The following is a 23,542-nucleotide window of genomic DNA, read 5'->3' on the forward strand; positions in this document are numbered from 1 at the left end:
AGAGGAGCACCAACGTGACCGCACCCGCACGCAACACCACCCTCACCTCGACCACGCCCGTCGGCGCACCCCGCCTGCCCGGCACACCCGCACCGCTGGTGCTGCCGGCACGCCCCGAGCCGCTTGCGATGCACGCCAGCGATTCGGCGCTCATCGTCGTCGACATGCAGAACGCCTATGCGTCGATCGGCGGTTATGTCGACTCGGCCGGCTTCGACATCTCCGGTGCGCAGGGCACCATCGCCAACATCGTGCGAGCCATTGCCGCGGCGCGCGCGGCCGGCATGCTGGTCGTGTTCCTGCAGAACGGCTGGGACGCCGCATACGTGGAAGCCGGCGGCCCCGGCTCGCCCAACTGGCACAAGTCGAACGCGCTCAAGACCATGCGCGCCAAGCCCGAGCTGCAGGGCAAGTTCCTCGCCAAGGGCGGGTGGGACTACGAACTCATCGACCAGATGAAGCCGCTGCCCGGCGACATCGTCGTGCCCAAGACGCGCTACAGCGGCTTCTTCAACAGCACGCTCGACAGCACCTTGCGCGCACGCGGCATCCGGCACCTGGCCTTCACCGGCATCGCGACCAACGTGTGCGTGGAGTCGACGCTGCGAGACGCCTTCCACCTCGAGTACTTCGCCGTGATGCTGGAAGACGCCACGCACGAACTCGGTGGCCCGGCGATCCAGAAGGCATCGGTCTACAACGTCGAGACCTTCTTCGGATGGGTCTCCACGGTGGACCAGTTCTGCGCCACCTTCGCGCCGCAAGCCGTTTCCCAACCCGCAGCGGCCGAAGCGGCCATCGCCTGATTCACCTACAAGGAGCTTCCCAATGCCCAAGCAAGCCATCATCCCTCCCGGCACCGGCGTGCCGCTCGCCCCCTATGTTCCCGGCACGCTCGCCGACGGCGTGCTCTACGTGTCGGGCACGCTGCCCTTCGACAAGGACAACAACGTGGTGCACGTCGGCGACGCGAGCGCGCAGGCCAGGCATGTGCTCACCATCATCAAGGGCGTGGTCGAAGCCGCCGGCGGCACCATGGACGACGTGACCTTCAACCAGATCATGCTCAAGGACTGGGCCGACTACGCGAAGATCAACGCGGTGTACGCCGAGTTCTTTCCCGGCACCAAGCCCGCGCGGTACTGCATCCAGTGCGGCCTGGTGAAGCCCGATGCGCTGATCGAGATCGCCTCGATCGCGCACATCGGCAACAAGGCCTGAGGCGCCGCATGCCTTCGCTGCACTACGAGGTGCACGGGCCGTCCGACGCACCCGCCACCGTGCTGCTGTCGTCGGGCCTCGGTGGCTCGGCCGGTTTCTGGCAACCGCAACTCGGCGCGCTGATCGCGGCCGGGCACCGCGTCATCGCCTACGACCAGCGCGGCACGGGCCGCAGCCCTGGCACGTTGCCCGCTGCCTATGCCATCGAGGACATGGCGCAGGACGTGCTCGAAATCCTCGACGCCACGAACACTTCGCGGTGCCACTTCGCGGGCCATGCGCTCGGCGGCCTCGTGGGCTTGCAGCTCGCGCTGGATGCCCCCTCGCGCATTGCGAGCCTCGTTCTCATCAACGCATGGTCGAAGCCCAATCCGCATTCGGCGCGCTGCTTCGATGCACGGCTCGCGCTGCTCGGCGCATGCGGCCCGCGCGCCTACGTGGAAGCGCAGCCGATCTTTCTCTACCCCGCAGCCTGGGCCGCCGAACACGCACAGCGCGTGGCCGACGAAGTCGATCACGCCTTCGCCCATTTTCCCGGCGAGGCCAACATGCGCGCGCGCATCGCCGCCTTGCGCGCCTTCGACATCGACGCACGCCTGGGCGACATCGCCGCTCCCGCATTGGTGGCCGCGGCCAAGGACGACGCACTCGTGCCCTGGACCTGCTCCCAGCGCCTGGCCGATGGCCTGGGCGACGTCACGCTCGACTTCATGCCGCATGGCGGCCACGCCCACAGCGTGACCGAGGCCGCAGCCTTCAACCGCAGCCTGCTCGACTTTCTTTCGCGGGTCACCGCACCCGCAGTTCCAGCATGACCACACTTGCATCCACACTCGACGACGCAGCGCTGTCGCTGCTGTTCACCGCCGCACGCAGCCACAACGGCTGGACCGACGAGCCCGTCACCGACGCACAACTGCAGCAGATCTATTCGCTCGCGAGCCTGGGCCCGACCTCGGCCAACTGCTCGCCCGCGCGCTTCGTGTTCGTGCGAACGCCCGAAGGCAAGCAGCGCCTGGCGCCCGCGCTGTCCAAGGGCAACCTCGACAAGACCATGAGCGCGCCGGTCACCGTCATCGCTGCATGGGACCGCAAGTTCTACGACAAGCTGCCCACGCTGTTCCCGCATGCCGACGCGCGCAGCTGGTTCACGGGCAGCCCGGAGGCCGCACACGAGACCGCCTTCCGCAACGCGAGCCTGCAGGCCGGCTACCTGCTGCTGGCCGCGCGCGCGGTGGGCCTGGACGCCGGCCCGATGTCGGGCTTCGACAAGGCCAAGGTCGATGCGGCTTTTTTCGAGGGCACCGAGTGGACCGTCAATTTCCTCATCAACCTCGGCCACGGCGATGCGTCGAAGGTGTTCGGCCGCCTGCCGCGGCTGCCCTTCGACGAAGCCTGCGTGCTGGCCTGAAGGAGTCACTCTCCATGTTGAATGCCATGGCCTCCCACGCCTCTTCGTCATCGAACCCCGCCGGCCTGCCTCCGGGCTTGCAGAAGGCCGACTACCGCAACGCGATGGCACGCCTGGGCGCGGCGGTGAACATCATCACCACCGACGGCCCGGCAGGCCGCGCCGGCTTCACCGCATCGGCTGTGTGCAGCGTGACCGACGAGCCGCCGACACTGCTGGTGTGCCTGAACCGGTCCGCTTCCGTGTACCCGGCGTTCAAGGCCAACGGCGTGCTGTGCGTGAACGTGCTGGCCGCCGGCCACCAGTCGCTGTCTGCGTTGTTCGGCGGCAAGACGCCAATGGACGAACGCTTCGCCGCCGGCTGCTGGAGCCGCAAGACCACCGGCTCGCCGATGCTCGACGATGCAGCCGTGTCCTTCGACTGCCGCGTGGTGCACGCGACGAGTGCAGGCACGCACGACGTGCTGTTCTGCGAGGCGGTGGCGATTGCGATCGGTGGTGCGGCGCAGGGCTTGATCTACTTCGACCGGCGTTATCACGAGATCGCGGCGCCGCCGCAGCACTGAACCCTCTTTTCCCTCCCTTTGGATTGCTCCTTCCCCCTCTGGGGGAAGGCTGGGATGGGGGCAGGCAGAGCGCTCGATGGACAAGCTGCTTGCCCCCACCCCAACCCTCCCCCAGAGGGGGAGGGAGCAAGGCAAAGACTCAGCGCGGCGTAATGCCCTGCAGCACGATGCGCTGAACGTTCTCCACCGTCTCTTCGAAGAACGCCGCATCTTCCAGCGTGTGCCCCGTCAGCGCCTGCACCTGCACGCCGAAATCCGCATAGTGCTGCGTCACCGCCCACAGCGCGAAGATCAGGTGATGCGGATCGACCGGCGCCAGCTTGCCGGCCTCGACCCAGGCGCGGATCACTTCCGATTTCTTCTCCACCAGCGTGCGCAGCTCGCGGTCCAGTTCGTCGCGCAGCAGCGGCGCGCCCTGGATCATTTCAAGGCAGAACAGCCGCGACGCATCGGGCCGGTCGCGCGACACCACCAGCTTGCGGCGGATGTACCCGCCAATCGCCTCCGCCGGGTCCTGCTCTGCGCTGAAGCCGCGCAGCGGTTCGAGCCACAGCGCGAGCAGGTCGCGCAGCACGTTGACGTACAGCTCCTCCTTGTTCGCGAAGTAATAAAGCAGGTTGCTCTTCGACACATCGGCGCGTGCCGCCACCTGGTCGATCGACGTGCCATGCAGGCCGAAGCGCGAAAACAGCCCCAGCGCCGCGCCGAGGATCGCGCTGCGCTTGTCCTCTATCTGACGCAGCCGCCGGTTCACGGCCGACGCACTGCGCACGGCCGGCTTGGCACGCTTGCGCGCCGGTTTGTCGGTACTGCTGCTGGCTGCGGCCAGCGCCTTGGTCTTCGGCATCTTCCCTCGCTCTTCTCTTCACGTTCATCGATTTTCAAACGGCGCACCACTGTAAGGCCACGGTGCATCGCCTTGCGTCGCAACCGGCGGCACAGGGCGCTGTTGCGCACCATGCTGACGCGGCGAATGCGATTTGTCCATTTGGTCCAACTGGCACAGACGTTGCATGGCGAAAGGCATGCCAACGCATGCACGAATGCATGACTGACTGAATGAGGAAGCCGCCATGACCCTGCTGTCCGTTCCCATCATCGATCTCGCGCCCTACTTCGACGGCACCGCCGAAGGCAAGTCGGCGGTTGCGAGAAAAGTCGACGAAGCCTGCCGAAGCATCGGCTTTCTCGTCATCACCAACCACGGCATCTCGCCCGAGCTGATAGAGCGCGTGTCGTCGCTCTCGCGCAAGTTCTTCGACATGCCGCTGGCCGAGAAGCGCAAGGTCGACAGGCCGCGCGAAGACGCGGTGCGCGGCTACAGCGCGGTCGGCGAAGAGGGGCTGTCGTACAGCCTCGAAGAGGCGGCACCCGGCGACCTGAAGGAGTCGTTCTCCATCGGCCCGTCGAACGTGCCCGACGACGACTATCACCGCGGCCCCGCTGCCGGCCCGCACTTCGAGCCCAACAGCTGGCCGCCCATCGACGGTTTCCGTGAAGCCTACGAAGGCTACTTCGAGGCCATGAGCGATCTCTCGCGCTCGCTGATGCGCATCTTCGCGCTCGGCCTTTCGCTGCCCGAGACTTTCTTCGACGACAAGATCGACGAGCACATCAGCATGTTCCGCGTGCTGAGCTATCCGCCGCAGCGCGAGCAGCCGCTGCCGGGGCAGTTGCGCGCGGGCGCGCACAGCGACTACGGCAGCCTCACCATCGTGCTGCCCGACGACAAGGGCCTGCAGGTGTTCAACAAGGCAGGCCAGTGGGTCGACGTGCCGCAGGTCGAGGGCGGGCTGGTCGTCAACATCGCCGACCTGATGATGCAGTGGACCAACGACCAGTGGGTGTCCACGCTGCACCGCGTGATCAACCCCCCGTTCGAGGTGGCGAGCACCAACCGCCGCCAGTCGCTGGTGTTTTTCCACCAGCCGAACTACGACGCGATGGTCGAGTGCCTGCCCAGTTGCCTCGCACCGGGCGAGGTCGCCAAGTACGCGCCTATTTCCTCTGGAGACCACCTGACGTCGAAGTTCGTAAAGCAGACGACCTTCGGCGGGACCAAGGTGGTGGCTTGAGATGACTTACCGCTGTTCTTCGGGGCACGCACCAGCAGCGTGGCCTGTGCACGCACCCCCAACAAGCATCCCGGCAAACGCGCAATAGGCAACCGACACATGGCTCATCTCTCCTACGTCAACGTCTTCGCCAAAGACGTGGTCGCGCTAAGCGGCTTCTACCAGCGCGTGTTCGGCTTCCAAGAGATAGAAGCCATCCGCTCCCCCATCTTCCGCGGCCTCGACACCGGCAAATCGAGCCTCGGCTTCAACGCGCTCGACGCCTACGAGCTGCTGCACCTGAGCGAGTTCTCCGACACGCGCGGCGTCAAGTTCCTGCTGAACATCGACGTCGACAGCCAGGCCGACGTCGACCGCATGGTGCCCGCCGCGCTGGAGGCCGGCGCCACGCTGGTGAAGGCGCCTTACGTCACTTACTACAACTGGTACCAGTCGGTACTGCTCGACCCCGAAGGCAACGTGTTCCGCATCAACTTCATGATGTAGCCGCACGCAGCCTTCTTCCTCCCCTTCTCTCTTCCCATGCTCCTCACGAAAGGTTGCTTCATGCTGCGCACTCCCTCCCACGGCCCCGTCCTCGGGCTTGCCATGACCCTCGCAGCCGGCGGCGCGCTCTTCACCACGCTGCCCGCCGCTGCGGCCGACGGCTTCACGCTCAAGGACAAGCCGAAGATCGCAATGCTCTACTTCGGCCCCAAGAACGACGGCGGCTGGACGCAGGCCTTCGACGAAGCCCGTGTGAAGATCGAAAAGGAAATCGGCCAGAAGATCCAGTTCGTCGAGAACGTTCCCGAAGACGCATCGGCCATCAAGCCCGCCGCGGAGAAGTTCATCCAGCGCGGCGCCAACATCGTCATCGGCACCGCCTTCGGATACTCCGACAGCTTCAAGGACCTGGCCGCCAAGTACCCCAACGTGGCCTTCCTCAACGGCTCGGGCACCACCAACGGCAGCAACCTCGAATCGTTCTACGGCCGCACCTACGAGAGCCAGTACCTCTGCGGCATGGCCGCCGGCGCGGCTTCGAAGACCGGCAAGCTCGGCTTCGTCGCGGCCAACCCCTTCGGCGTGGTGAACTGGACCATCAACGCCTTCGCGCTGGGCGCGCAGAAGATGAACCCGAACGCCACCGTCAACGTGATCTACACCGGCGCATGGAACGACCCGGTGAAAGAACGCGCCGCCGCCGCCGCGCTGATCGACCAGGGCGCCGACGTGATCGGCCAGCACGTCGACAGCCCCACGCCGCAGATCGTGGCGCAGGAGCGTGGCGTGTACGGCACAGGCCACCACCGCGACCTGCGCCAGTTCGCGCCCAAGGCCACGCTGTGCTCGTCGGTGTGGGTGTGGGACCGCTTCCTCACGCCGGAGCTCAAGAAGATCATGGCCGGCAACTGGAAGCCCGAACCCTACGGTGCCTTCATCGAGATGAAGGACGGCGGCACCGACATCGCCGGCTTTGGCCCGGCAGTGCCCAAGGACAAGGCCGCGCTCATCACCGCCGAGCGCGACGCGATCATGAAGGGCAAGCAGATCTACGCCGGCCCGCTCGCCGACCGCGACGGCAAGGAGCGCGTCGCCAAGGGCGCGGTGCTGTCCGATGCCGACCTCTGGAAGATGGACTGGTTCGTCAAGGGCGTGGTCACGCAGAAGTAAGCCCATGCCCAACGCGCTAGAACTCACCGGCATCCGCAAGTCCTTCGACGGCTTCGCGGCGCTGACCGACGCCCACTTCACCGCGCGCTGGGGCGAGGTGCATGCGCTGCTGGGCGAGAACGGCGCGGGCAAGTCGTCGCTCATGAACATCGCGGCCGGGCTCTATGCGCCCGAGGCAGGCCAACTGCTGGTGGACGACAACGCGGTGCGCTTCGCGGGTCCGCGCGATGCGGCCAGGCAGCGCATCGGCATGGTCCACCAGCATTTCAAGCTGGTGCGGCCATTCACCGTGGCGCAGAACATCCTGCTCACCGCGCCGCCGCCTGTCGGCTTCCAGAGCCACGGCGAAAGGCTGCGCGAGATAGAGCGCGACATCCGCAACAAGGCCTCGGAGTTGGGCTTCGACATCGATCCGTCGAAGCGTGTCGATGCGCTGTCGATTGCCGAGCAGCAGCGCGTGGAGATCCTCAAGGTGCTGCTCGCGGGCGCGCGCATCCTGATCCTCGACGAGCCCACCGCCGTGCTGACCGACCAGGAAGCCGCGCGCCTGCTGCAGACGGTGCAGGGGCTGGCGCGCAAGGGCGCCGCGGTGGTGCTGGTCACGCACAAGATGGCCGACGTGAAGACCTATGCCGACCGCGTGACGGTGATGCGCGGCGGACGCACCGTGGCCACGCTGAAGCCGGCCGAGGCCACGACCGCCGAGCTGGTGAGGCTCACGGTGGGCGAGTCGATCGCCGCCCAGGGATTCCAGGCGCCGGCTGCATCGCGCGGCCCGGTGCGGCTGACGGTGCGCGGGCTGCGCACACCTGCTTCGCCTGAAGGCCGGCGGGTGCTCGACGGCGTCGACCTCGAACTGCATGCCGGTGAGATCTACGGTCTTGCCGGCGTGGGCGGCAACGGGCAAGGCGAACTGGCGGGCGCCATCATGGGCCTGCCGGGCGAAGCCACCGAAGGCGAGATCAGGCTCGAAGGCCACGGCGACCTGAAGACGATGGCCGCATCCGCGCGGCGCGGCATCGGCATTGCAGCGATTCCGGCCGACCGCTACGGCCTGGCGCTCGCGGGCGGTCTGTCGGTGGCGGAGAACTACGCCATCGGCCGCGTGCACACCGGCCGCTACGGCCCCGTGTGGCGGCTGCGCCGGGGCCGCATTCAGGCAGACACGCAGGAAGCGGTGCGCGCCTTCGACGTGCAGGGCGTGCGCTCTGTCGCGCAGAAGGCGGCGCTGCTGTCGGGCGGCAATGCGCAGAAGCTGGTGCTGGCGCGCGAGTTCGGCAAGTCGCCGACGCTGGTGCTCGCGCACAGCCCGAGCCGCGGCCTCGACGTGCGAGCCAGCGCCGAGGTGCATGCGCGGCTGCGCGCGGCACGCGACGGCGGCGCAGCCGTATTGCTGATCAGCGAAGACCTCGACGAGGTGCTGCAGCTCGCCGACCGCGTGGGCGTGATGACGCGCGGGCGCATCGCCGGCGAGTTCGCGCAGCCCGCCGACCGGCAGGCGATCGGACAGGCGATGGTGGACCATGGTTGAAGCATCCCTCTCCGCAGACATGGCACGCGCACCGAAGACCATCGCGGCAAAGCCGCCGCAACCCCAGCCGCTCGCGCGCCGCCGCTATGCGCTCGAGATCCGCCAGCACATGGCATGGCGCTGGCAGGCGCTGATCCTCGCGGCCGCGCTGCTGGTGGGCTTTGCCATCTCCGCCGCCATCCTGGTGGCGGCCGGTGTGCCAGCCGACGAACTGGCCAACGAGTTCGTCACGCAGACCTTCTTCGACGGCCAGAACTTCCGTGCGGTGCTGTTCCAGGCCGCGCCGATGATCCTCGTCGGCCTGGCCGGCGCCATCGCGTTCCGCGCGCGCTTCTGGAACCTCGGGCTCGAGGGCCAGATGATCTGGGGCGCCATCGGCGCCACGGCAGTGTCGATGTGGCAGATCGGCCCCGAGAACCTGCGCCTGCCGCTGATGTTCGTCGCTGCCGTCGGCTGCGGCCTGCTGTGGGTGCTGGGCCCGGCGTGGCTCAAGCTGAAGCTGGGCGTGAACGAGATCATCTCGACGCTGATGCTCAACTACATGGCGGCCAACTTCCTGCTTCATCTTGTGTACGGAAGCTGGAAGGACCCGAAGGACAACTTTCCCTATTCGCCGCAGTTCCGCGCGTTTGAGCGGCTGCCCGAACTCGGCGGCGGCGTGGGCAGCTCGATCCTGCTGGCGGGCGTGGTCGCGCTGCTCGCATGGTGGCTGGTGAGCGTGAGCCGCGCGGGCCTGTACCTGCGCTTCGTCGACGCCAACCCGCGCGTCGCGCATGCCAACGGCGTGCCGGTGCGGCGCACCATCTATGGCGCGGTGCTGCTGTCGGGTGCGATGGCCGGGCTCGCTGGCTTCGCCGTCGCGGCTGGGCAGGAAGGCCGGCTCACGCAGGCCTTCTATCAGGGCTACGGTTTCTCCGGCATCCTCATTGCCTTCCTTGCGCGCAACAACCCGCTGGCGGCCACGGTGGTCGCGCTGCTGGTGGCGGCGCTGTTCGTCACCGGGCGCAGCCTGCAGGTGTTCTACCAAGTGCCTTTCTCGATGGTGCAGCTCATACAGGCCATCATCGTGGTGTGCGTGGCGTCAAGCGATTTCTTCATTCGCCACCGGCTGCGCCGCGTGGGCGCGGAGGCTTTTCGATGAACGGCGGCATCTTGCTGAACTGGCTCGCGAGCACGCCCGACTTCGCGGTGCCCTATGCGCTCGCTGCGCTCGGTCTCATCATCTGTGAGCGCGCGGGAGTGCTCGCGCTCGGCGCCGAGGGGCTGATGCTGGTCGGCGCGCTGGCCGGCATCGGCGCGCAGATCGCCATCGGGCAGCCGGCGGTGTCGCTGGTGATGGCCATGCTCGCAGCCAGCGTGGTGTCGGTGCTGTTCGCGGTGATGGTGATCTGGCTGCGCGTGAACCAGGTGATTGCCGGGCTCGCGCTGGTGTTCTTCTGCCAGGGGCTCACCGCGCTGGTCGGCTCCATGGCCGACTGGACCAACCATGCCACCGAAGGCATCGGTGCGATGGGCCTGTGGCCGCTATCGATGCTGCCGGGTGTGGGCAAGCTGTTCGAGCAGAACGCGATGGTGTGGCTCACGCTGCCGATCTTCGGCGCGGTGGCGTGGTTCTTCGCGCGCACCTCCACCGGCCTGCGGCTGCGCGCGGTGGGCGAGAACCCGCAGGCCGCCGACGCCGCCGGCATCCGCGTGACGGCATGGCGCTTCGCGGCGGTGCTCGCGGGCTCGGCGCTGGTGGGGCTGGCGGGTGCGTACATCTCGGTGGTCAGCACCAAGCTGTGGATCGCGGGCATGACCGGCGGGCGCGGCTGGATCGCGGTGGGCCTGGTCATCTTCGCGCGCTGGTCGCCTTGGAAGGCGCTGGTGGGCGCGCTGCTGTTCGGCTGCATCGAGGCGCTGATTCCGCAACTGGCCGCCGCCGGCGTGCAGCTGCCGCAGTACTTCGTGATGATGACGCCCTATGCGGTGACGCTGGGCGTGATGGTGTGGGTCGCGCTCTCCCGGCGCGGCGCCGATGAAGAGCCCGGCGCGCTGGGCCAACCCTATGTGCGGGAAGAACGCCGATGAAGGCCTGGGTCTACAACAAGGAGCGCGAGCTGGACGCGGCGCAGTTCGCCGACTACCTGAACCCGGCCACCACGGCCGTGGTCTCCATCGACATGCACCGGGGCCATCTCGACGACGACCCCGATTGCCCCTGCCCCGCGCCGCGCGCGCGCGACGTGGTGGTGCCCATCGACAGCTTCCATGACGAAGTTCGCGCGCTGGGCGTGCGCATCGTGCACATCAGGTCGGTGCTGCGGCCCGGCGGCGAGGACGACACGCGCGGCATTCCGGCTGCATGGCGCCGCACCTTTCCGCTGCACGTGGGCGAGATTCCGAATGCCGATGCGCATGCCATCGAGGGCTCGAAGTGGACCGAGTGGGTCACGCGCGTGGAGCCCGGCGACATGCGTGTGGACAGCAAGCGCCGGCTCTCGGCGTTCTATCCGACCGACCTCGACTTTCTGCTGCGCAACCAGCGCATCGAGACGGTGGTGCTCGACGGCGGCTTCACCGACTGCTGCGTGCTCAACACCGCCTTCGACGCCAACAACCACAACTACCGCGTGATCGTGCTGCGCGACCTGGTGCGAGGCACCGACGCGCACCTGGAAGGCGCGGCGCTGGCGATGGTGTCGCTGCACCTGGGGCTGGTGATGGATTCGGCCGAGCTGCTGCGCAAGTGGCGCGAATGACCGCGCCAGCCTAGGCCGGCGCGCCCAGCCAGCGGCGCGCCTCGCCTTCCATGTCGCCCTGAGACGCGCGCCACACCATCTCCGGCGCGGCCACGTGCACGCCCGGCGGCGCGATGCGCAAGGCGATGTCGACCAGTTCCGCCACCTTCGAAGCGCGCACCGGCTGTTCGCTGCTCGGCACCATGAAGCGCACGATGGACAGCATCCACGCGGCCACCCGCTCGAAGGGATTGACGAGCTTCGCATCGGCCGGCTTGCGCGCCGAGCGCACGAGGATCACGCGCTCGAAGCCGTTGGCCACCACCGCCTGCTCGTCGAGGCTGGCGAGGCCGCGCTTCAGCGCCTCGGGCAGCCGGCCCTGGTCGTGCGGCTGCACGATGGCCAGCGTCTGCACGCCGCAGGCGCGCAGCCAGCGGGCCAGCTCCGGCAGGTCGGACGGCTCGGGCACCCACAGCGCGCGCTCGCGGTCGTGGTACAGGCGCGGCGGGTCGAACGCGATGATGGCGGTGTGCGCCGAGGTGAGCGGCCATTGCGCGATCGGCCGGGCCGGGCTCAGGCAGGCTTCCACGCCGCGCACCCCGTCGCGGATCGGCTCGCGCGCCAGCACGCGGGTGTGGGCATGGCGGTGGCTGCCCGCCAGCCGCCGCAGCAGTTCGGCGCCCAGCGCACCGGTCGCGCCTGCGATCAGCAATGTGCCGAACGCGGCCGACGCCACGGGCAATGCCGCGCGGTTCGCGGCCTGGAGGGCGTGGAGCGGGTCTAGGGCCATGGGGCATCTATGCTAACTTCCGCCTCTTCTGCGGAGGTAATGCAAATGATGATGAAGCGCTGGTTCTTGATTCTTGCGGCGGTCGTGTCCCTGAGCGGCTGCGGCTACAACCAGTTCCAGTCCCTCGACGAGGCCAGCAAGTCGGCCTGGAGCGAGGTGCTCAACCAGTACCAGCGCCGCGCCGACCTGGTGCCCAACATCGTCGCCACCGTCAAGGGAGAGGCTTCCTTCGAGCAGGACACGCTCACCAAGGTGGTCGAGGCCCGCGCCAAGGCCACCTCGATCCAGGTCACGCCGGAGACGCTGAACAACCCCGAGGCCTTCGCCAAGTTCCAGCAGGCGCAGGGCGAGCTGTCTTCCGCGCTGTCGCGGCTGATGGCGGTGTCGGAGCGCTACCCCGACCTCAAGGCCAACCAGGCCTTCCGCGACCTGCGCGTGACGCTCGAGGGCACCGAGAACCGCATCACCGTGGCGCGCAACCGCTACATCGAGACCGTGCAGGAGTACAACGTGCTCGCGCGCAGCTTCCCGACCAACATCACCGCCAAGATCTTCAGCTACGCGCCGAAGCCGACCTTCACGGTGCAGAACGAGGCGCAAATCTCCGTGCCACCGACGGTCGATTTCAGTAACCCGAAAAAGTAACCTCCCCCAGTCTTCGTGCACTTCGTGTCACTGCGCCTTCCCCCTCACCGGGGGCAACACCGGCGGCCCGGCAAAGCCGGTTCCGCGTTGTTTCTGGAATGGGCCGCACGCCTCCTTGCGGCACTCATGCTGCTGACGATGGGCGGCGCATTCGCGCAAGGCCTGCTGCCGGTGCCCGCGCTCACCGCGCGCGTGATCGACCAGACCGGCACGCTCGACGGCCCGCAGCGCAGCGGCCTCGAGACCAAGCTCGCCGCCTTCGAGCAGCGCAAGGGCTCGCAGATCGTGGTGCTGATGGTGCCGACCACCGCGCCCGAGGACATCGAGAGCTACACCCAGCGCGTGGGCGACGCCTGGAAGATCGGCCGCAAGGGCGTGGGCGACGGCCTGCTGGTGGTCGTGGCCAAGAACGACCGCCGCATGCGCATCGCGCCCGCCAAGACGCTCGAAGGGGTGGTGCCCGACCTCGCGGCCAGCCGCATCATCGACGAGGAGATGAAGCCGCGCTTTCGCAACAACGACTTCTCCGGCGGGCTGAACGCGGCGGTCGACCGGATCATCGGGCTGGTCGACGGCGAGCCGCTGCCGGCACCGGCGCAGGACACGGGCGGCTCCAGCCGAGGCAGCGGCTTCGACTGGGAGAACCTCGCGATCTTCCTGTTCGTGGGCGTGTTCATCGGTGCGCCGGTCGCGCGCGCCATCCTCGGCAAGAAGCTGGGCACGATGGTCGTGGGCGGCGGCGTGGGCGTGATCGTGTTCTTCATCACCGCCAGCATCGCCATCGCGGTGATCGCCGGCCTGGTGGCGCTGGTGTTTTCGCTGGTCGCAGGCGCCGGACGGCCGGGCAGCGGCGGTGGTGGCGGCTGGGGCGGCGGTCTTGGTGGCGGCGGTGGCTTCAGTCGTGGTGGCGGGGGCGGTGGTTTCAGCTCCGGCGGCGGCGGCAACTTCGGCGGCGGCGGCGCCTCGGGCAACTGGTGAACACGATGACGACCGAAGCAACCCTGTTCACCAAGCTCGGCCGCATCTGGCGCCACCGCTGGATCGACGAAGCCGAGGTTCGCCGCGCCCTGCCCGACGAGGCAATGCAGCGCCTGACGCGCCGCGTGGCCGCGAGCGAGCGCCGCCACAGCGGCGAGATCCGCATCTGCATAGAGGCCGGCCTGCCGATGTCGTACCTGTGGCGCCATGCCTCGGTGCGCGAGCGCGCCGTCATGCTGTTCGGCAAGCTGCGCGTGTGGGACACCGCGCACAACAACGGCGTGCTGATCTATCTGCTGCTGGCCGAGCATGCGATAGAGATCGTGGCCGACCGGGGCATCCATTCGCGCGTGGACGCCGCGGCGTGGACGGCGATGATGCAGCGCATGAGCGCGGCGTTCCGCGAAGGGCGCTTCGAAGACGGGCTCACGCAGGCGCTCGAAGAGATTTCGGCGCTGCTGGTCGAGCACTTTCCGCTGGGCGAAGGCGAGTTGGACGTGAACGAGTTGCCGGACGAACCGGTCGTGCTCTGAGGCTTTCTTTCTCCCTCCCCCTCTGGGGGAGGGCCGGGGTGGGGGCAAGCGGCGATCGTTGCGGGCGCTCTGCCTGCCCCCATCCCAACCTTCCCCCAGAGGGGGAAGGAGCAAAGATCACTCCGACGCCGGCAGCGCAAAGACGGCCGCCCCACCCACTGCGTGGAAGCGCCGCCCCGGCACGCGCTCCATCAACCACCCGCCGGTGAACTCACCAAACGCAGGCAGCACCGCCTGCCCCGCCTCGCTCACGAAGCAAGGCAGCCGCACCCTGTCGCGCCCCGGCCCATGAAGCCGGCAGACCGGGTGCAAATGCCCGGCGAGCACGAAATGCGTGGCATGCGGCTGCGGATGGTGGCAGCAGGCAAACGGGCCCATCAGGTGCGGCTCGTCGACCACCTCGATGCCCAGCGCTTCGGGCGGGTCGCCCGCGCGGCTGTCATGGTTGCCACGCACCAGCGTCATCGCGACGCCCTCATGGCGTTCGCGCCAGGCCTGCACGCCGGCGAGCACCGTGCGCGCCTGCGCCGCATGCAGGAAATCGCCCAGGAACACGATGCGCCGTGGGTTCCGCCGCGCGATCAGCGCATCGAGCCGCGCGAGGTTCTCCTGCGTGGTGCCGCCCGGCACCGGCTGGCCCAGCGCGCGATAGGTCGCGGCCTTGCCCAGGTGCAGGTCGGCCACGAAGAGCACGCCCGCGGCGGGCCACCACAGCGCCCGTTCGGGCAGCAGGTGGAGCAGTTCACCTGCCCAGCGGACAGTGGCGGTGGTCGATTCGGAGGATTCTGCGAGCGTCACGGCTGGCAAGTTTCGCAAAAGACGCCTGGCCCGGCGGATGCCTTGCAATTGGCCCCTGCGGCCCCCAGTTCTTGCGCATGACCGAATCGACCTCGCTGCACATCGTCTGCCCGCACTGCCACACGACCAACCGCGTGCGCGCGGACCAGTTGGGCAGCGCGCCCGACTGCGGCAGCTGCCACCACCCGCTGTTCGCCGGCCATTCGACCGCGCTGCCCGACGAGGCCACATTCGACCGCCACATCGCGCGCAACGAGATCCCGGTGCTGGTCGACTTCTGGGCGCCCTGGTGCGGTCCGTGCCGCCAGATGGCGCCGGGCTACGAGCAGGCCGCGGCCCAGCTCGAGCCGAAGGTGCGGCTGGCCAAGGTCGACACCGAGGCGGTGCGCTCGCTGGGCGCGCGCTTCAACATCCGCAGCATCCCGACGCTGGCGCTGTTCAAGGGCGGCCGGGAGGTGGCGCGGCAGGCCGGCGCAATGAGCGCGGCGGACATCGTGCGCTGGGTGAAGGCGCACGGCGCCGGCTAGGCAACGGCCTTTCAAGGCAGCCTCACAGTGGCGGCAGCGGGCGTGAGGGCCGCCTGCGTTCGCGCCGCGGCGCCGGCGGCTTGCCCGCCCCTTCCTGGCCGAACGCCATCGTGCTCTTCACGCGATCGACGCCGCCGGCTGTCACCACGCCGCCCGCGGCCTTCTCCAGTTGTTCGACCATGCGCGCGATGCGGTCGGCCACGTTCTCGTTCGACAGCTTCTCGCGGAACAGCTCGACCATCAGCGGGAACGAGAAGGGCGTGGGCCGCGCGAGCGGCTTCAGCACCAGCTGCTGCCCGGCCATGCGAGTGAGGCTGGCGCGCAGCCGGCCGATCTCCAGCTCCTGCGCGAGCAGTTCCTGCTCGGCCTGCTGCAGCAGCCGGTTGCCGGGGTCGTACTTGCGGAACACCTCCCAGAACAGCGAAGACGAGGCCTGCAGCTGCCTGCTGCTGCGCTTTTCGCCCGGGTAGCCCTGGAAGATCAGGCCCGACACGCGCGCGATCTCGCGGAAGCGGCGCTGTGCAAGCTCGCCGGCGTTGAGCGATGCGAGCACTTCGTGCAGCAGCGCCGCACGCGCGCCCTCACCGTCGCCTTCCTCATTGCCTTCAGGCAGCCGCAGCACCTGCGGCAGCAGCGCAGGCCAGTCGACCTCGGTCGCGCTCAGCAGCTCGAAGCCGTAGTCGTTGACCGCGATGGAAAAGGTGCGCGCCTCGTGCTGAGCGACGCGCCAGGCCAGCAGGCTCGCGAGCCCCAGGTGCACATGCCGGCCGGCGAACGGATAGAGGAACAGGTGAGAGCCCTCGCGCGTGGTCAGCGTCTCGGCCAGCAGCGTCTGTGGCGTGGGCAGCGCGGACCATTGCTGCTGGATCTCGAGCAGCGGGCGCACGCATTGCAGCTCGGGCGAGCCGTAGGCGCCGCCGCCGGCCAGCGCCAGCTGCTGCACCACCGCGTCGGCCAGCGTGTTCGACAGCGGCATGCGCCCGCCGTTCCAGCGCGGCACCGCGGGCCGTTTGCCGCTGGCACGCCGCACCCAGGCCGTCATGTCGTGGATGCGCACGAGTTCGAGCAGCCGCCCGCCGAACAGGAAGCAGTCGCCGGGCTTCATGCGCGCGACGAAACCCTCTTCGACGCTGCCGATCTTCGCGCCGCCGAGGAACTGCACCGACATGCTCGCGTCGCTCACGATGGTGCCGATGTTCATGCGGTGCCGCCGCGCGAGCCGCGCATCGGGCACGCGCCACACGCCCTCGGCGTCGGGCACGGCACGGCGGTAGTCGGGGTAGGCCGAGAGCGAGGGGCCGCCCTGCGAGACGAAGTCGAGGCACCACTGCCAGTTCTCGCGCGAAAGGTTTTCGTAGGCGGCCGTGCCGCGCACTTCGGCGTACAGGTCGTCGGGCACGAAACCGCCGCCGAGCGCCACAGTCACCAGGTGCTGCACCAGCACGTCGAGCGGCTGGTCGGGCGAATGGCGCGCCTCGATGTGCCCGGCGGCAATGGCAGCGCGCGCGGCCGCGCCCTCGACCATCTCGATGCTGTGCGTGGGCACGAGCGTGATGCGGGAAGGCCGCCCGGGCGCATGGCCCGAGCGCCCCGCGCGCTGCAGCAGCCGCGCCACGCCCTTGGGCGAACCAATCTGCAGCACGCGCTCGACCGGCAGGAAGTCCACGCCCAGGTCGAGGCTCGATGTGCAGACCACGGCTTTCAGCTCGCCGCTCTTCAGGCCCAGTTCGACCCACTCGCGCACCTCGCGGTCGAGCGAGCCGTGGTGCAGCGCGATCAGGCCTGCCCAATCGGGCCGGGCTTCCAACAGGGCCTGATACCAGATCTCCGACTGCGAGCGCGTGTTGGTAAAGACCAATGTGGTCTTGCTCGCGGCGATTTCCTCGATCACCTGCGGCAGCATCGTGAGGCCCAGGTGGCCGCCCCACGGAAAGCGCTCGGCGCGGCCGGGCAGCAGCGAATCGATGACGAGCTTCTTGGGCACCTGGCCCTGCACCAGCACGCCTTCGTCATGGCCCAGCAGCGCGCGCATGGCCTCGCGCAGGTTGCCCAGCGTGGCCGACATGCCCCAGATCGCGATGCCCGGGTTCCAGCGCTTGAGCCGCGCGAGCGCGAGCTGCACCTGCACGCCGCGCTTGTTGCCGAGCAGCTCGTGCCATTCATCGACCACCGCCATCCGCACGCTGCCCAGCACCTCGCTCGCATCGGCGCGCGCCAGCAGCAGCGAGAGGCTTTCGGGCGTGGTGACAAGCACGCTGGGCAAGCGCTGGTTCTGAGCGCTGCGCTCGGCCGACGAGGTGTCGCCGCTGCGCGCGCCGGTGCTCCAGGGATGCACCTCGGCGCCCAGCGCTTCGAGCGGCTGTTGCAATGCGCGCAGCGTGTCGGCCGCGAGCGCGCGCATCGGGGTGAGCCACAGCACGGTGAGCGGCTGGGGCGAGGGCCGGGCCGTTTCCTTGCGGGCCTGCGAGAGGGCCTGCAGTGCGCCGAGCCAGACGGCGTAGGTCTTGCCCGCGCCGGTGGTGGCGTGCAGCAGGCCGGACTGGCCTTGCGCAATCGCTTTCCAGACGTCGCGTTGAAATTTGAAGGGCTTCCACCCGCGCGCGTCGAACCACGCATCCAGCGCAGCCTTGACCCTTGTCTTGCTCCTTGCCCCGCTGGGGGAAGGCTGGGATGGGGGCAAGCGGCCTTCGAGAGAGGGCGCGTCTTTGATGCGCCGCTTGCCCCCACCCCTGCCCTCCCCCAGCGGGGGAGGGAGAAAATCAGGGTCCGGCGCGGTGCTCATGCCGGCAGCAACGCAGCAAGCGTCTGCAAGGTATCCGCCTCTTCCACCGGCTTGTCTTCCCGCCACCGCAGCATGCGCGGGAAGCGCACCGCGATGCCGCTCTTGTGGCGCGTGCTGCGCGCTATGCCCTCGAAGCCCAGCTCGAACACCAGCGTCGGCTTCACGCTCTTCACCGGGCCGAAGCTCTCCACCGTGGTCTTGCGGATGATCGCGTCCACGCGCGCCATCTCGGCATCGGTAAGACCCGAGTAGGCCTTGGCGAAGGGCACGAGCCTGCGGTCTTCCTGCCCGGGCGGTCCGTCCCACACAGCGAAGGTGTAGTCGCTGTACAGGCTCGCCCTGCGGCCATGGCCGCGCTGCGCGTAGATCAGCACGGCGTCGATGCTCAGCGGGTCGATCTTCCACTTCCACCACACGCCGACATCCTTGGTGCGCCCCACACCGTACTGCGCGTCGCGGCGCTTGAGCATCATGCCTTCGACACCCATGGCGCGCGCAGCTTCGCGCTGCGTGGCCAGATCGGTCCAGTCAGCGCCGGTGAGCATCGGGCTGGGCAGCAACGAAGGATGCTGCATGCGCGCGACCAGTTCGTCGAGCAGTGCCCGGCGCTCCGACTGCGGCAGCATGCGCAGGTCGCGGCCTTCCCATTCGAGAAGGTCGTAGGCCAGCAGCACGACCGGAATGTCGCGCAACAGCTTGGCGCCGAGCGTCTTGCGGCCGATGCGCTTCTGCAGTTCGGCAAAGGGCTGCACCTTGCCGTCGCGCCATACCGCGATCTCGCCGTCGAGCACGGTGCCGTCGGGCAGGGCTTCGCCGAGCACCGCGAGTTCGGGGAATCGCTCCGTCACCAGCTCTTCGCCGCGCGACCACACCCATGGCACGCCCGCACGCTTGACCAGTTGCGCGCGGATGCCGTCCCACTTCCATTCCACGATCCAGCCGGAAGGCGGGCCGAGCACGGCGTCGAACTGCTCCAGCGGCAGGTTGAATGGATGCGCGAGGAAGAAGGGATACGGCTGCCCGCTGGTCTTCTGCACCTGCTCCACGCCCGACTCGGGTGCGATGAGCGCTTGGTAGTCGTCCGGATGCGGCCGCGCGCCGATGTGCGTGTAGCCCATGAGCCGCTGCGCGACGCGCTTGGGATCGATGCCGCCGACGGCCGCCAGCGCCTGTGTGACTTGCAGCTTCGACACGCCCACGCGGAACGCGCCGGTGATGAGCTTGAAGTACACCAGCCGTTCTTCGGCCGCGAGCTGGCGCCACTGCGCACGCAGGCGGTCGGCCAGTTGTTCGGGCGATGTCTTCGCCGCATCGCGCAGCGGCAACAGGTGCTGCTCGACCCAGCCCGCGAGCCCGAGGTCATGCACCTCGCTGGGCGGCGGCAACAGCAGCGCGATAGTCTCGGCGAGGTCGCCCACCGCGTCGTAGCTTTCGTCGAACAGCCACTCCGGCAGGCCCGCGGCTTCCTGCGCGAGCAGGCGCAGCAGCTTGGTGGGCACGAGCTGGCGCGGCTTGCCGCCGGCCAGGAAGTAGACGGCCCATGCGGCATCGGCCGCGTCGGCCTCGCGCAGGTAGCGTTGCAGCGCGGCCTGCTTGGCGAGGTTCGAGGTGCTGGCGTCGAGCTCGCGGTAGAGCGCGGCAAAGGCTTTCATGTGTCCGCTCCTTCCCCCTCCGGGGGAAGGCTGGTATGGGGGCTGTCGGCGGCTCCATCGGGCGTCGCCTGGTCGTCTTCATCGCCGTACTCGGTCTTGAACCCTTGCGCATCCAGCCCGTTCTCGGTCAGCCACCGCACCATCACCTGCACGCTGCCATGCGTGACGAACACGCGCTGCGCACCCGTGCCGGCAATCGCCTGCTGCAGCCCGGGCCAGTCCGCGTGGTCCGACATCACGAAGCCGCGGTCCACGCCGCGCCGCCTACGGGTGCCGCGCAGCTGCATCCACCCGCTCGCGAACGCATCGGCGTAGTTGCCGAAGCGGCGCATCCACGGCGTGCCCTGCGCCGACGGCGGGGCCAGCACCAGCGCGCGCTTCAGCACTGCCGCATCGACACCTTCGTCGGTCACGCGCAGCGTCGGCGGCAGCGCCACGCCCGCCGCGCGGTACACGGCATTGAGCGGTTCCACCGCCCCGTGCACCACGATCGGCCCGATGCTCGCGTCCACCCCGTGCAGGATGCGCTGCGCCTTGCCGAAGGCGTAGCAGAACAACACCGACGCGCGCCCCGCCTCGGCATTGGCGCGCCACCACGCGTCGATTTCCGCGAACAGCGCGGCCTGCGTGGGCCAGCGGTAGATCGGCAGGCCGAAGGTCGATTCGGTGATGAAAGTGTCGCAGGGCACCGGCTCGAAGGGAGTGCAGGTGCCGTCGGGCTCGGTCTTGTAGTCGCCCGAGGCCACCCATACGCGCCCGCCGTGCTCGAGCCGCACCTGCGCCGAGCCCAGCACATGGCCGGCCGGATGCAGGGAGACACGCACGCCGTGGTGGCTGACGGCTTCGCCGTAGGCCAGCGTCTGCAGGTCGATGTCGGCGCCCAGCCGCGTGCGCAGGGTGCCGGCGCTGTCGGTGTGGGCCAGGTAGTGGGCGTGCCCCGTGCGTGCGTGGTCCGAATGAGCGTGGGTGATGACGGCGCGCGCCACCGGCCGCCAGGGGTCGATGTAGAAATCGCCCGGCGGGCAATACAGGCCTTCGGGCCGGGCGACGACGAGATCTTCTTGCTGCTGCGTTGCGGGCATGGCACGCCATCGTAGGCGCAGCCGGCGTTGCCCGGCGCCGAACGTCAGCCGCGAAGCGCTGTGGGCCGGCGCCTACCCGCCGGCTTGCCGCAGGGGCGCGGTCAGGGCCGCTTGGGCCGGTTGTTCATCATGTCGATGACGTTCATCTTCATGCCGTTGGGCATGACCATGTCGCCAGGCTTCTGGTCGGCCTTGCAGGGGCCGATCCACCGGGCCTCGATCACGCTGGTGCCTTCGGCGCGGCCCATCAGCGGCGGGTTGTAGCTCGACTTGCTTTCCATGCGGTAGGCCGAGTTGAAGTCGCCGCTCATCACCGCATGCGACGTGGCTGTGGTGTTGCCGACCTTGCAGACGGAGTCCATCACCAGCTTGCCGCCGTCGAGCCGCAACTCCTGCTTGGAGCACATTTCCTTGCCCATGCCCTGTCCCATTTCGCGCAGCGACTTGTCGCTGGCCGCGTCGATGCACTGCTGCATGGTGTGGCCCTGGCCCTTGCCGCCGTCACCGGTCTGGATCTCCCACAGGCCGGGCTTGCGCGCCGGGTAGTCGAGCGCGAACGCGGGCATGGCGATGGCAGCCGCCGCAAGGCAGGCTGCCGCGGCGGCGGACGGGCGAATCTTCATGGCGGGCTCCGCATCGCTTGGACAACGACGATGCCGGATTTGTACCGCGCGCCCGGTGGCGGCGGAATACCGCTATCGGCCTACGCCGGACGCGCATGCGCCGCCAACGCGGCCGGCTCCCGCTGCCGCGTGGCCACGCCGAGCGCGACACCCAGCGCAAGGCCGCCGAGCACGTCGACCAGCACATGCTGGCGCACAGCCATCGTCGAATAGACGATGCCCACGGCCCACGCCACGTTGACGAAGCGCAACCACGCCGGCGCGCCCGCATCGCGCAACTGCCGCGCGAGCATGACGCAGGCGAACACCGAGAACGACACATGCAGCGACGGAAAGGCGTTGCCGGCCGAATCCACCATCTTCAGGAACTGCAGCGAAGTGCCCGGCGTGGTGGCGACCGCGAAATTGGGAATGGCCGTGGGCATGAACCAGAACACGAGCAGCGCAAGCAAGGTCATCGCCGCGCAGCCGAGGGAAAAGCGCGTCAGCTCGCGCATGTCCCTGGCCAGCAGCACCGGCAGCGCGATGTAGCCCCACAGCGAGAGATACACCGGCAGCAGCGCCGGCCAGAAGGCGATCGCCCGGTCGAAGGCGGTGAGCGGCAGCACCCAGGCCTGACCCGCGTTCTTCGCGATCCAGAAGTACAGCGGGAAGAAGCCGAGCGTGGCGACCGTGTTGCCCACCAGCTTCAGCGGGAACAGCGTGATGCAGCGCCGCCAGAGCGCCGCGGGCCATGTCTGCGTGGTCGAGGGCGAGGCGCCGGTGTTGTTGGTGATGGTCGATGTCATGGAAGCCCGCGGCAGCGCGCATGCGCTACCAGGGCGTCCACTTTAATTCGCTTTGCGCGGAAGCCACCGTGCGTTCGATGAAGCGCACGCCGCGCGCGCCGTCTTCCACCCGCGGATAGTCGGCGGCCAGCGCGTCGGCCGTCCGCCCTTCGAGCCGGGCGCGGATGTCCGCCGCCACGCCGGCATAAACGTTGGCGAAGGCCTCGATGAAGCCTTCGGGGTGCCCCGCCGGCAGCCGGCTCGCGCGTTGCGCGGCCTCGCACAGCCAGGGCGCGCCGCGCGTCAGCACGCGCCTGGGTCCGTCGTGCGGCAGGTGCAGCAACTGGCTGGGCTGCTCCTGGTGCCATTCGAGCGTGCCCAGCGTGCCGGAGACGCGCAGGCGCAGGTCGTTCTCCAGGCCCGTGCTGATCTGCGAGGCCACGAGCACGCCGCGCGCCCCCCCTTTGAAGCGCAGCAGCAGGCTGCCGTCGTCGTCGAGCATGCGGCCCGGCACCAGCGCGCTGAGGTCGGCGCAGAGGCTTTCGATCTCCAGGCCGGTGACGCTGGCCACGAGGTTCTCGGCATGCGAGCCGATGTCGCCGATGGCCCCGGCCGCGCCGCTGCGCGCGGGGTCGGTGCGCCAGTCGGCCTGCTTGTTGGTGCCGACTTCGACATGGCTGGCAAGCCAGCCCTGGTTGTATTCGACGACGACCTTGCGCACTTCGCCGATCTGGCCCGAGCGCACCATCTCGCGTGCCTGCCGCACCATCGGGTAGCCGGTGTAGTTGTAGGTGACGCCGAACACCGTGCCCCGCTTCGCGACCGTGGCGACCAGCGCATCGGCCTGCTCGCGCGTGTGCACCAGCGGCTTGTCGCACACCACGTGGAAGCCGGCGTCGGCAAAGGCCTGCGCCACCGGAAAGTGCACATGGTTGGGCGTGACGATCGACACGAAGTCGATGCGTTCATTGACGGGCCGCTTCAGCTCGTCGGCCAGCAGCGACTGCCAGTCACCGTGGTTGCGCGCGTCGGCCAGGCCGAGGTCGCGGCCCGAGGCGCGCGCCTTGTCGGGGCTCGACGACAGCGCCCCCGCCACGAGCTCGATCTGGCCGTCGAGCGCCATGGCCTTGCGGTGCACGGCGCCGATGAAGGCATCGCGGCCGCCGCCGACCATGGCGTAGCGGA

The 23,542-nt window shown here is 68.8% G+C and carries 25 protein-coding genes; 16 read left to right on the forward strand and 9 right to left on the reverse strand.

Annotation, left to right across the window (positions count from 1 at the left end):
* Positions 1 to 14: 14 nt before the first annotated feature.
* Genes rutB through rutF form a run of 5 tightly spaced genes read left to right on the forward strand, consistent with a single transcriptional unit; the run spans position 15 to position 3,198 of the window.
* Positions 15 to 806: a pyrimidine utilization protein B gene (rutB, locus tag ACWV14_RS29145; RefSeq protein WP_454905186.1), complete on the forward strand. Its 792-nt coding sequence runs from the start codon at positions 15 to 17 to the stop codon at positions 804 to 806.
* A gap of 22 nt (positions 807 to 828) precedes the next feature.
* Positions 829 to 1,221, forward strand: a complete 393-nt coding sequence (rutC, locus tag ACWV14_RS29150) for a pyrimidine utilization protein C (RefSeq protein WP_285413130.1) — start codon at positions 829 to 831, stop codon at positions 1,219 to 1,221.
* Between the two features lie 8 nt (positions 1,222 to 1,229).
* Positions 1,230 to 2,036, forward strand: a complete 807-nt coding sequence (gene rutD / locus ACWV14_RS29155) for a pyrimidine utilization protein D (RefSeq protein WP_454905187.1) — start codon at positions 1,230 to 1,232, stop codon at positions 2,034 to 2,036.
* The gene (locus ACWV14_RS29160) at positions 2,033 to 2,632 is read left to right on the forward strand and encodes a malonic semialdehyde reductase (protein ID WP_454905189.1); all 600 of its coding nucleotides are present in this window, start codon (positions 2,033 to 2,035) and stop codon (positions 2,630 to 2,632) included. Before rutD ends, ACWV14_RS29160 begins: the two co-directional genes overlap by 4 nt.
* 14 nt (positions 2,633 to 2,646) lie before the next feature.
* A complete protein-coding gene (rutF, locus tag ACWV14_RS29165) occupies positions 2,647 to 3,198 on the forward strand; it encodes an NADH-dependent FMN reductase RutF (RefSeq protein WP_454905191.1) in 552 nt (183 codons plus the stop codon).
* A 139-nt stretch (positions 3,199 to 3,337) separates the two neighbouring features.
* Here the strand turns inward: rutF and rutR are convergent, their stop codons facing one another.
* Positions 3,338 to 4,045, reverse strand: coding sequence for an HTH-type transcriptional regulator RutR (rutR, locus tag ACWV14_RS29170; protein ID WP_454905193.1), 708 nt, complete (start codon positions 4,043 to 4,045; stop codon positions 3,338 to 3,340).
* A gap of 226 nt (positions 4,046 to 4,271) precedes the next feature.
* On the opposite strand from rutR, the gene ACWV14_RS29175 reads away from it, so the two are divergent.
* The 7 genes from ACWV14_RS29175 to ACWV14_RS29205 all read left to right on the forward strand — a co-directional run bounded on the left by ACWV14_RS29175 (position 4,272) and on the right by ACWV14_RS29205 (position 11,201).
* Positions 4,272 to 5,273, forward strand: coding sequence for an isopenicillin N synthase family dioxygenase (locus ACWV14_RS29175; protein WP_454905195.1), 1,002 nt, complete (start codon positions 4,272 to 4,274; stop codon positions 5,271 to 5,273).
* 99 nt (positions 5,274 to 5,372) lie between these two features.
* Positions 5,373 to 5,759, forward strand: coding sequence for a VOC family protein (locus ACWV14_RS29180; protein ID WP_454905197.1), 387 nt, complete (start codon positions 5,373 to 5,375; stop codon positions 5,757 to 5,759).
* 60 nt (positions 5,760 to 5,819) lie between these two features.
* Entirely contained in the window at positions 5,820 to 6,929 is a 1,110-nt protein-coding gene (locus ACWV14_RS29185) for a BMP family ABC transporter substrate-binding protein (RefSeq protein WP_454905199.1), read from the forward strand.
* A gap of 4 nt (positions 6,930 to 6,933) precedes the next feature.
* The gene (locus tag ACWV14_RS29190; protein ID WP_454905201.1) at positions 6,934 to 8,460 is read left to right on the forward strand and encodes an ABC transporter ATP-binding protein; all 1,527 of its coding nucleotides are present in this window, start codon (positions 6,934 to 6,936) and stop codon (positions 8,458 to 8,460) included.
* Complete coding sequence (locus tag ACWV14_RS29195) at positions 8,453 to 9,601, forward strand: ABC transporter permease (RefSeq protein ID WP_422084743.1); 1,149 nt, start codon at positions 8,453 to 8,455, stop codon at positions 9,599 to 9,601. The genes ACWV14_RS29190 and ACWV14_RS29195 overlap by 8 nt, the downstream gene beginning before the upstream one ends.
* On the forward strand, positions 9,598 to 10,530 hold the full coding sequence (locus tag ACWV14_RS29200) for an ABC transporter permease (RefSeq protein WP_454905203.1): 933 nt from the start codon (positions 9,598 to 9,600) through the stop codon (positions 10,528 to 10,530). The genes ACWV14_RS29195 and ACWV14_RS29200 overlap by 4 nt, the downstream gene beginning before the upstream one ends.
* Positions 10,527 to 11,201 carry a cysteine hydrolase family protein gene (locus ACWV14_RS29205; protein ID WP_454905205.1) on the forward strand — a complete coding sequence of 225 codons (675 nt, stop codon included), beginning with the start codon at positions 10,527 to 10,529 and terminating at the stop codon, positions 11,199 to 11,201. The genes ACWV14_RS29200 and ACWV14_RS29205 overlap by 4 nt, the downstream gene beginning before the upstream one ends.
* A 10-nt stretch (positions 11,202 to 11,211) precedes the next feature.
* Here the strand turns inward: ACWV14_RS29205 and ACWV14_RS29210 are convergent, their stop codons facing one another.
* Complete coding sequence (locus tag ACWV14_RS29210; RefSeq protein WP_454905206.1) at positions 11,212 to 11,970, reverse strand: hypothetical protein; 759 nt, start codon at positions 11,968 to 11,970, stop codon at positions 11,212 to 11,214.
* 45 nt (positions 11,971 to 12,015) lie between these two features.
* On the opposite strand from ACWV14_RS29210, the gene ACWV14_RS29215 reads away from it, so the two are divergent.
* The 3 genes from ACWV14_RS29215 (at position 12,016) to ACWV14_RS29225 (ending at position 14,126) form a co-directional block, all read left to right on the forward strand.
* Complete coding sequence (locus ACWV14_RS29215; protein ID WP_422084739.1) at positions 12,016 to 12,615, forward strand: LemA family protein; 600 nt, start codon at positions 12,016 to 12,018, stop codon at positions 12,613 to 12,615.
* Between the two features lie 87 nt (positions 12,616 to 12,702).
* Positions 12,703 to 13,593 (forward strand): TPM domain-containing protein, encoded by an 891-nt coding sequence (locus tag ACWV14_RS29220; protein ID WP_454905208.1) that lies wholly within the window; start codon positions 12,703 to 12,705, stop codon positions 13,591 to 13,593.
* Between the two features lie 5 nt (positions 13,594 to 13,598).
* A complete protein-coding gene (locus ACWV14_RS29225) occupies positions 13,599 to 14,126 on the forward strand; it encodes a TPM domain-containing protein (protein ID WP_422084737.1) in 528 nt (175 codons plus the stop codon).
* A 117-nt stretch (positions 14,127 to 14,243) separates the two neighbouring features.
* Here the strand turns inward: ACWV14_RS29225 and pdeM are convergent, their stop codons facing one another.
* Positions 14,244 to 14,924, reverse strand: a complete 681-nt coding sequence (gene pdeM, locus ACWV14_RS29230; RefSeq protein ID WP_454905210.1) for a ligase-associated DNA damage response endonuclease PdeM — start codon at positions 14,922 to 14,924, stop codon at positions 14,244 to 14,246.
* Positions 14,925 to 15,001: 77 nt separating this feature from the next.
* Here pdeM and trxC point away from each other — a divergent pair, with 77 nt between their 5' ends.
* On the forward strand, positions 15,002 to 15,451 hold the full coding sequence (gene trxC, locus ACWV14_RS29235; protein ID WP_454905212.1) for a thioredoxin TrxC: 450 nt from the start codon (positions 15,002 to 15,004) through the stop codon (positions 15,449 to 15,451).
* Positions 15,452 to 15,473: 22 nt separating this feature from the next.
* Here trxC and ACWV14_RS29240 read toward each other — a convergent pair whose 3' ends face one another.
* The 6 genes from ACWV14_RS29240 to ACWV14_RS29265 form a co-directional block, all read right to left on the reverse strand.
* Entirely contained in the window at positions 15,474 to 18,233 is a 2,760-nt protein-coding gene (locus tag ACWV14_RS29240; RefSeq protein WP_454905214.1) for a ligase-associated DNA damage response DEXH box helicase, read from the reverse strand.
* Positions 18,230 to 19,885 (reverse strand): ATP-dependent DNA ligase, encoded by a 1,656-nt coding sequence (locus ACWV14_RS29245; protein WP_454905216.1) that lies wholly within the window; start codon positions 19,883 to 19,885, stop codon positions 18,230 to 18,232. The genes ACWV14_RS29240 and ACWV14_RS29245 overlap by 4 nt, the downstream gene beginning before the upstream one ends.
* A complete protein-coding gene (locus tag ACWV14_RS29250; protein ID WP_454905218.1) occupies positions 19,882 to 20,967 on the reverse strand; it encodes a ligase-associated DNA damage response exonuclease in 1,086 nt (361 codons plus the stop codon). Before ACWV14_RS29250 ends, ACWV14_RS29245 begins: the two co-directional genes overlap by 4 nt.
* A 101-nt stretch (positions 20,968 to 21,068) precedes the next feature.
* A complete protein-coding gene (locus tag ACWV14_RS29255; protein WP_454905220.1) occupies positions 21,069 to 21,590 on the reverse strand; it encodes a DUF3617 domain-containing protein in 522 nt (173 codons plus the stop codon).
* 80 nt (positions 21,591 to 21,670) lie between these two features.
* Positions 21,671 to 22,378, reverse strand: coding sequence for a phosphatase PAP2 family protein (locus ACWV14_RS29260; protein WP_454905222.1), 708 nt, complete (start codon positions 22,376 to 22,378; stop codon positions 21,671 to 21,673).
* Between the two features lie 25 nt (positions 22,379 to 22,403).
* A complete protein-coding gene (locus tag ACWV14_RS29265; RefSeq protein WP_454906117.1) occupies positions 22,404 to 23,531 on the reverse strand; it encodes a Gfo/Idh/MocA family protein in 1,128 nt (375 codons plus the stop codon).
* Positions 23,532 to 23,542 lie beyond the last annotated feature (11 nt).

It is taken from the genome of Variovorax durovernensis, from assembly GCF_977011995.1.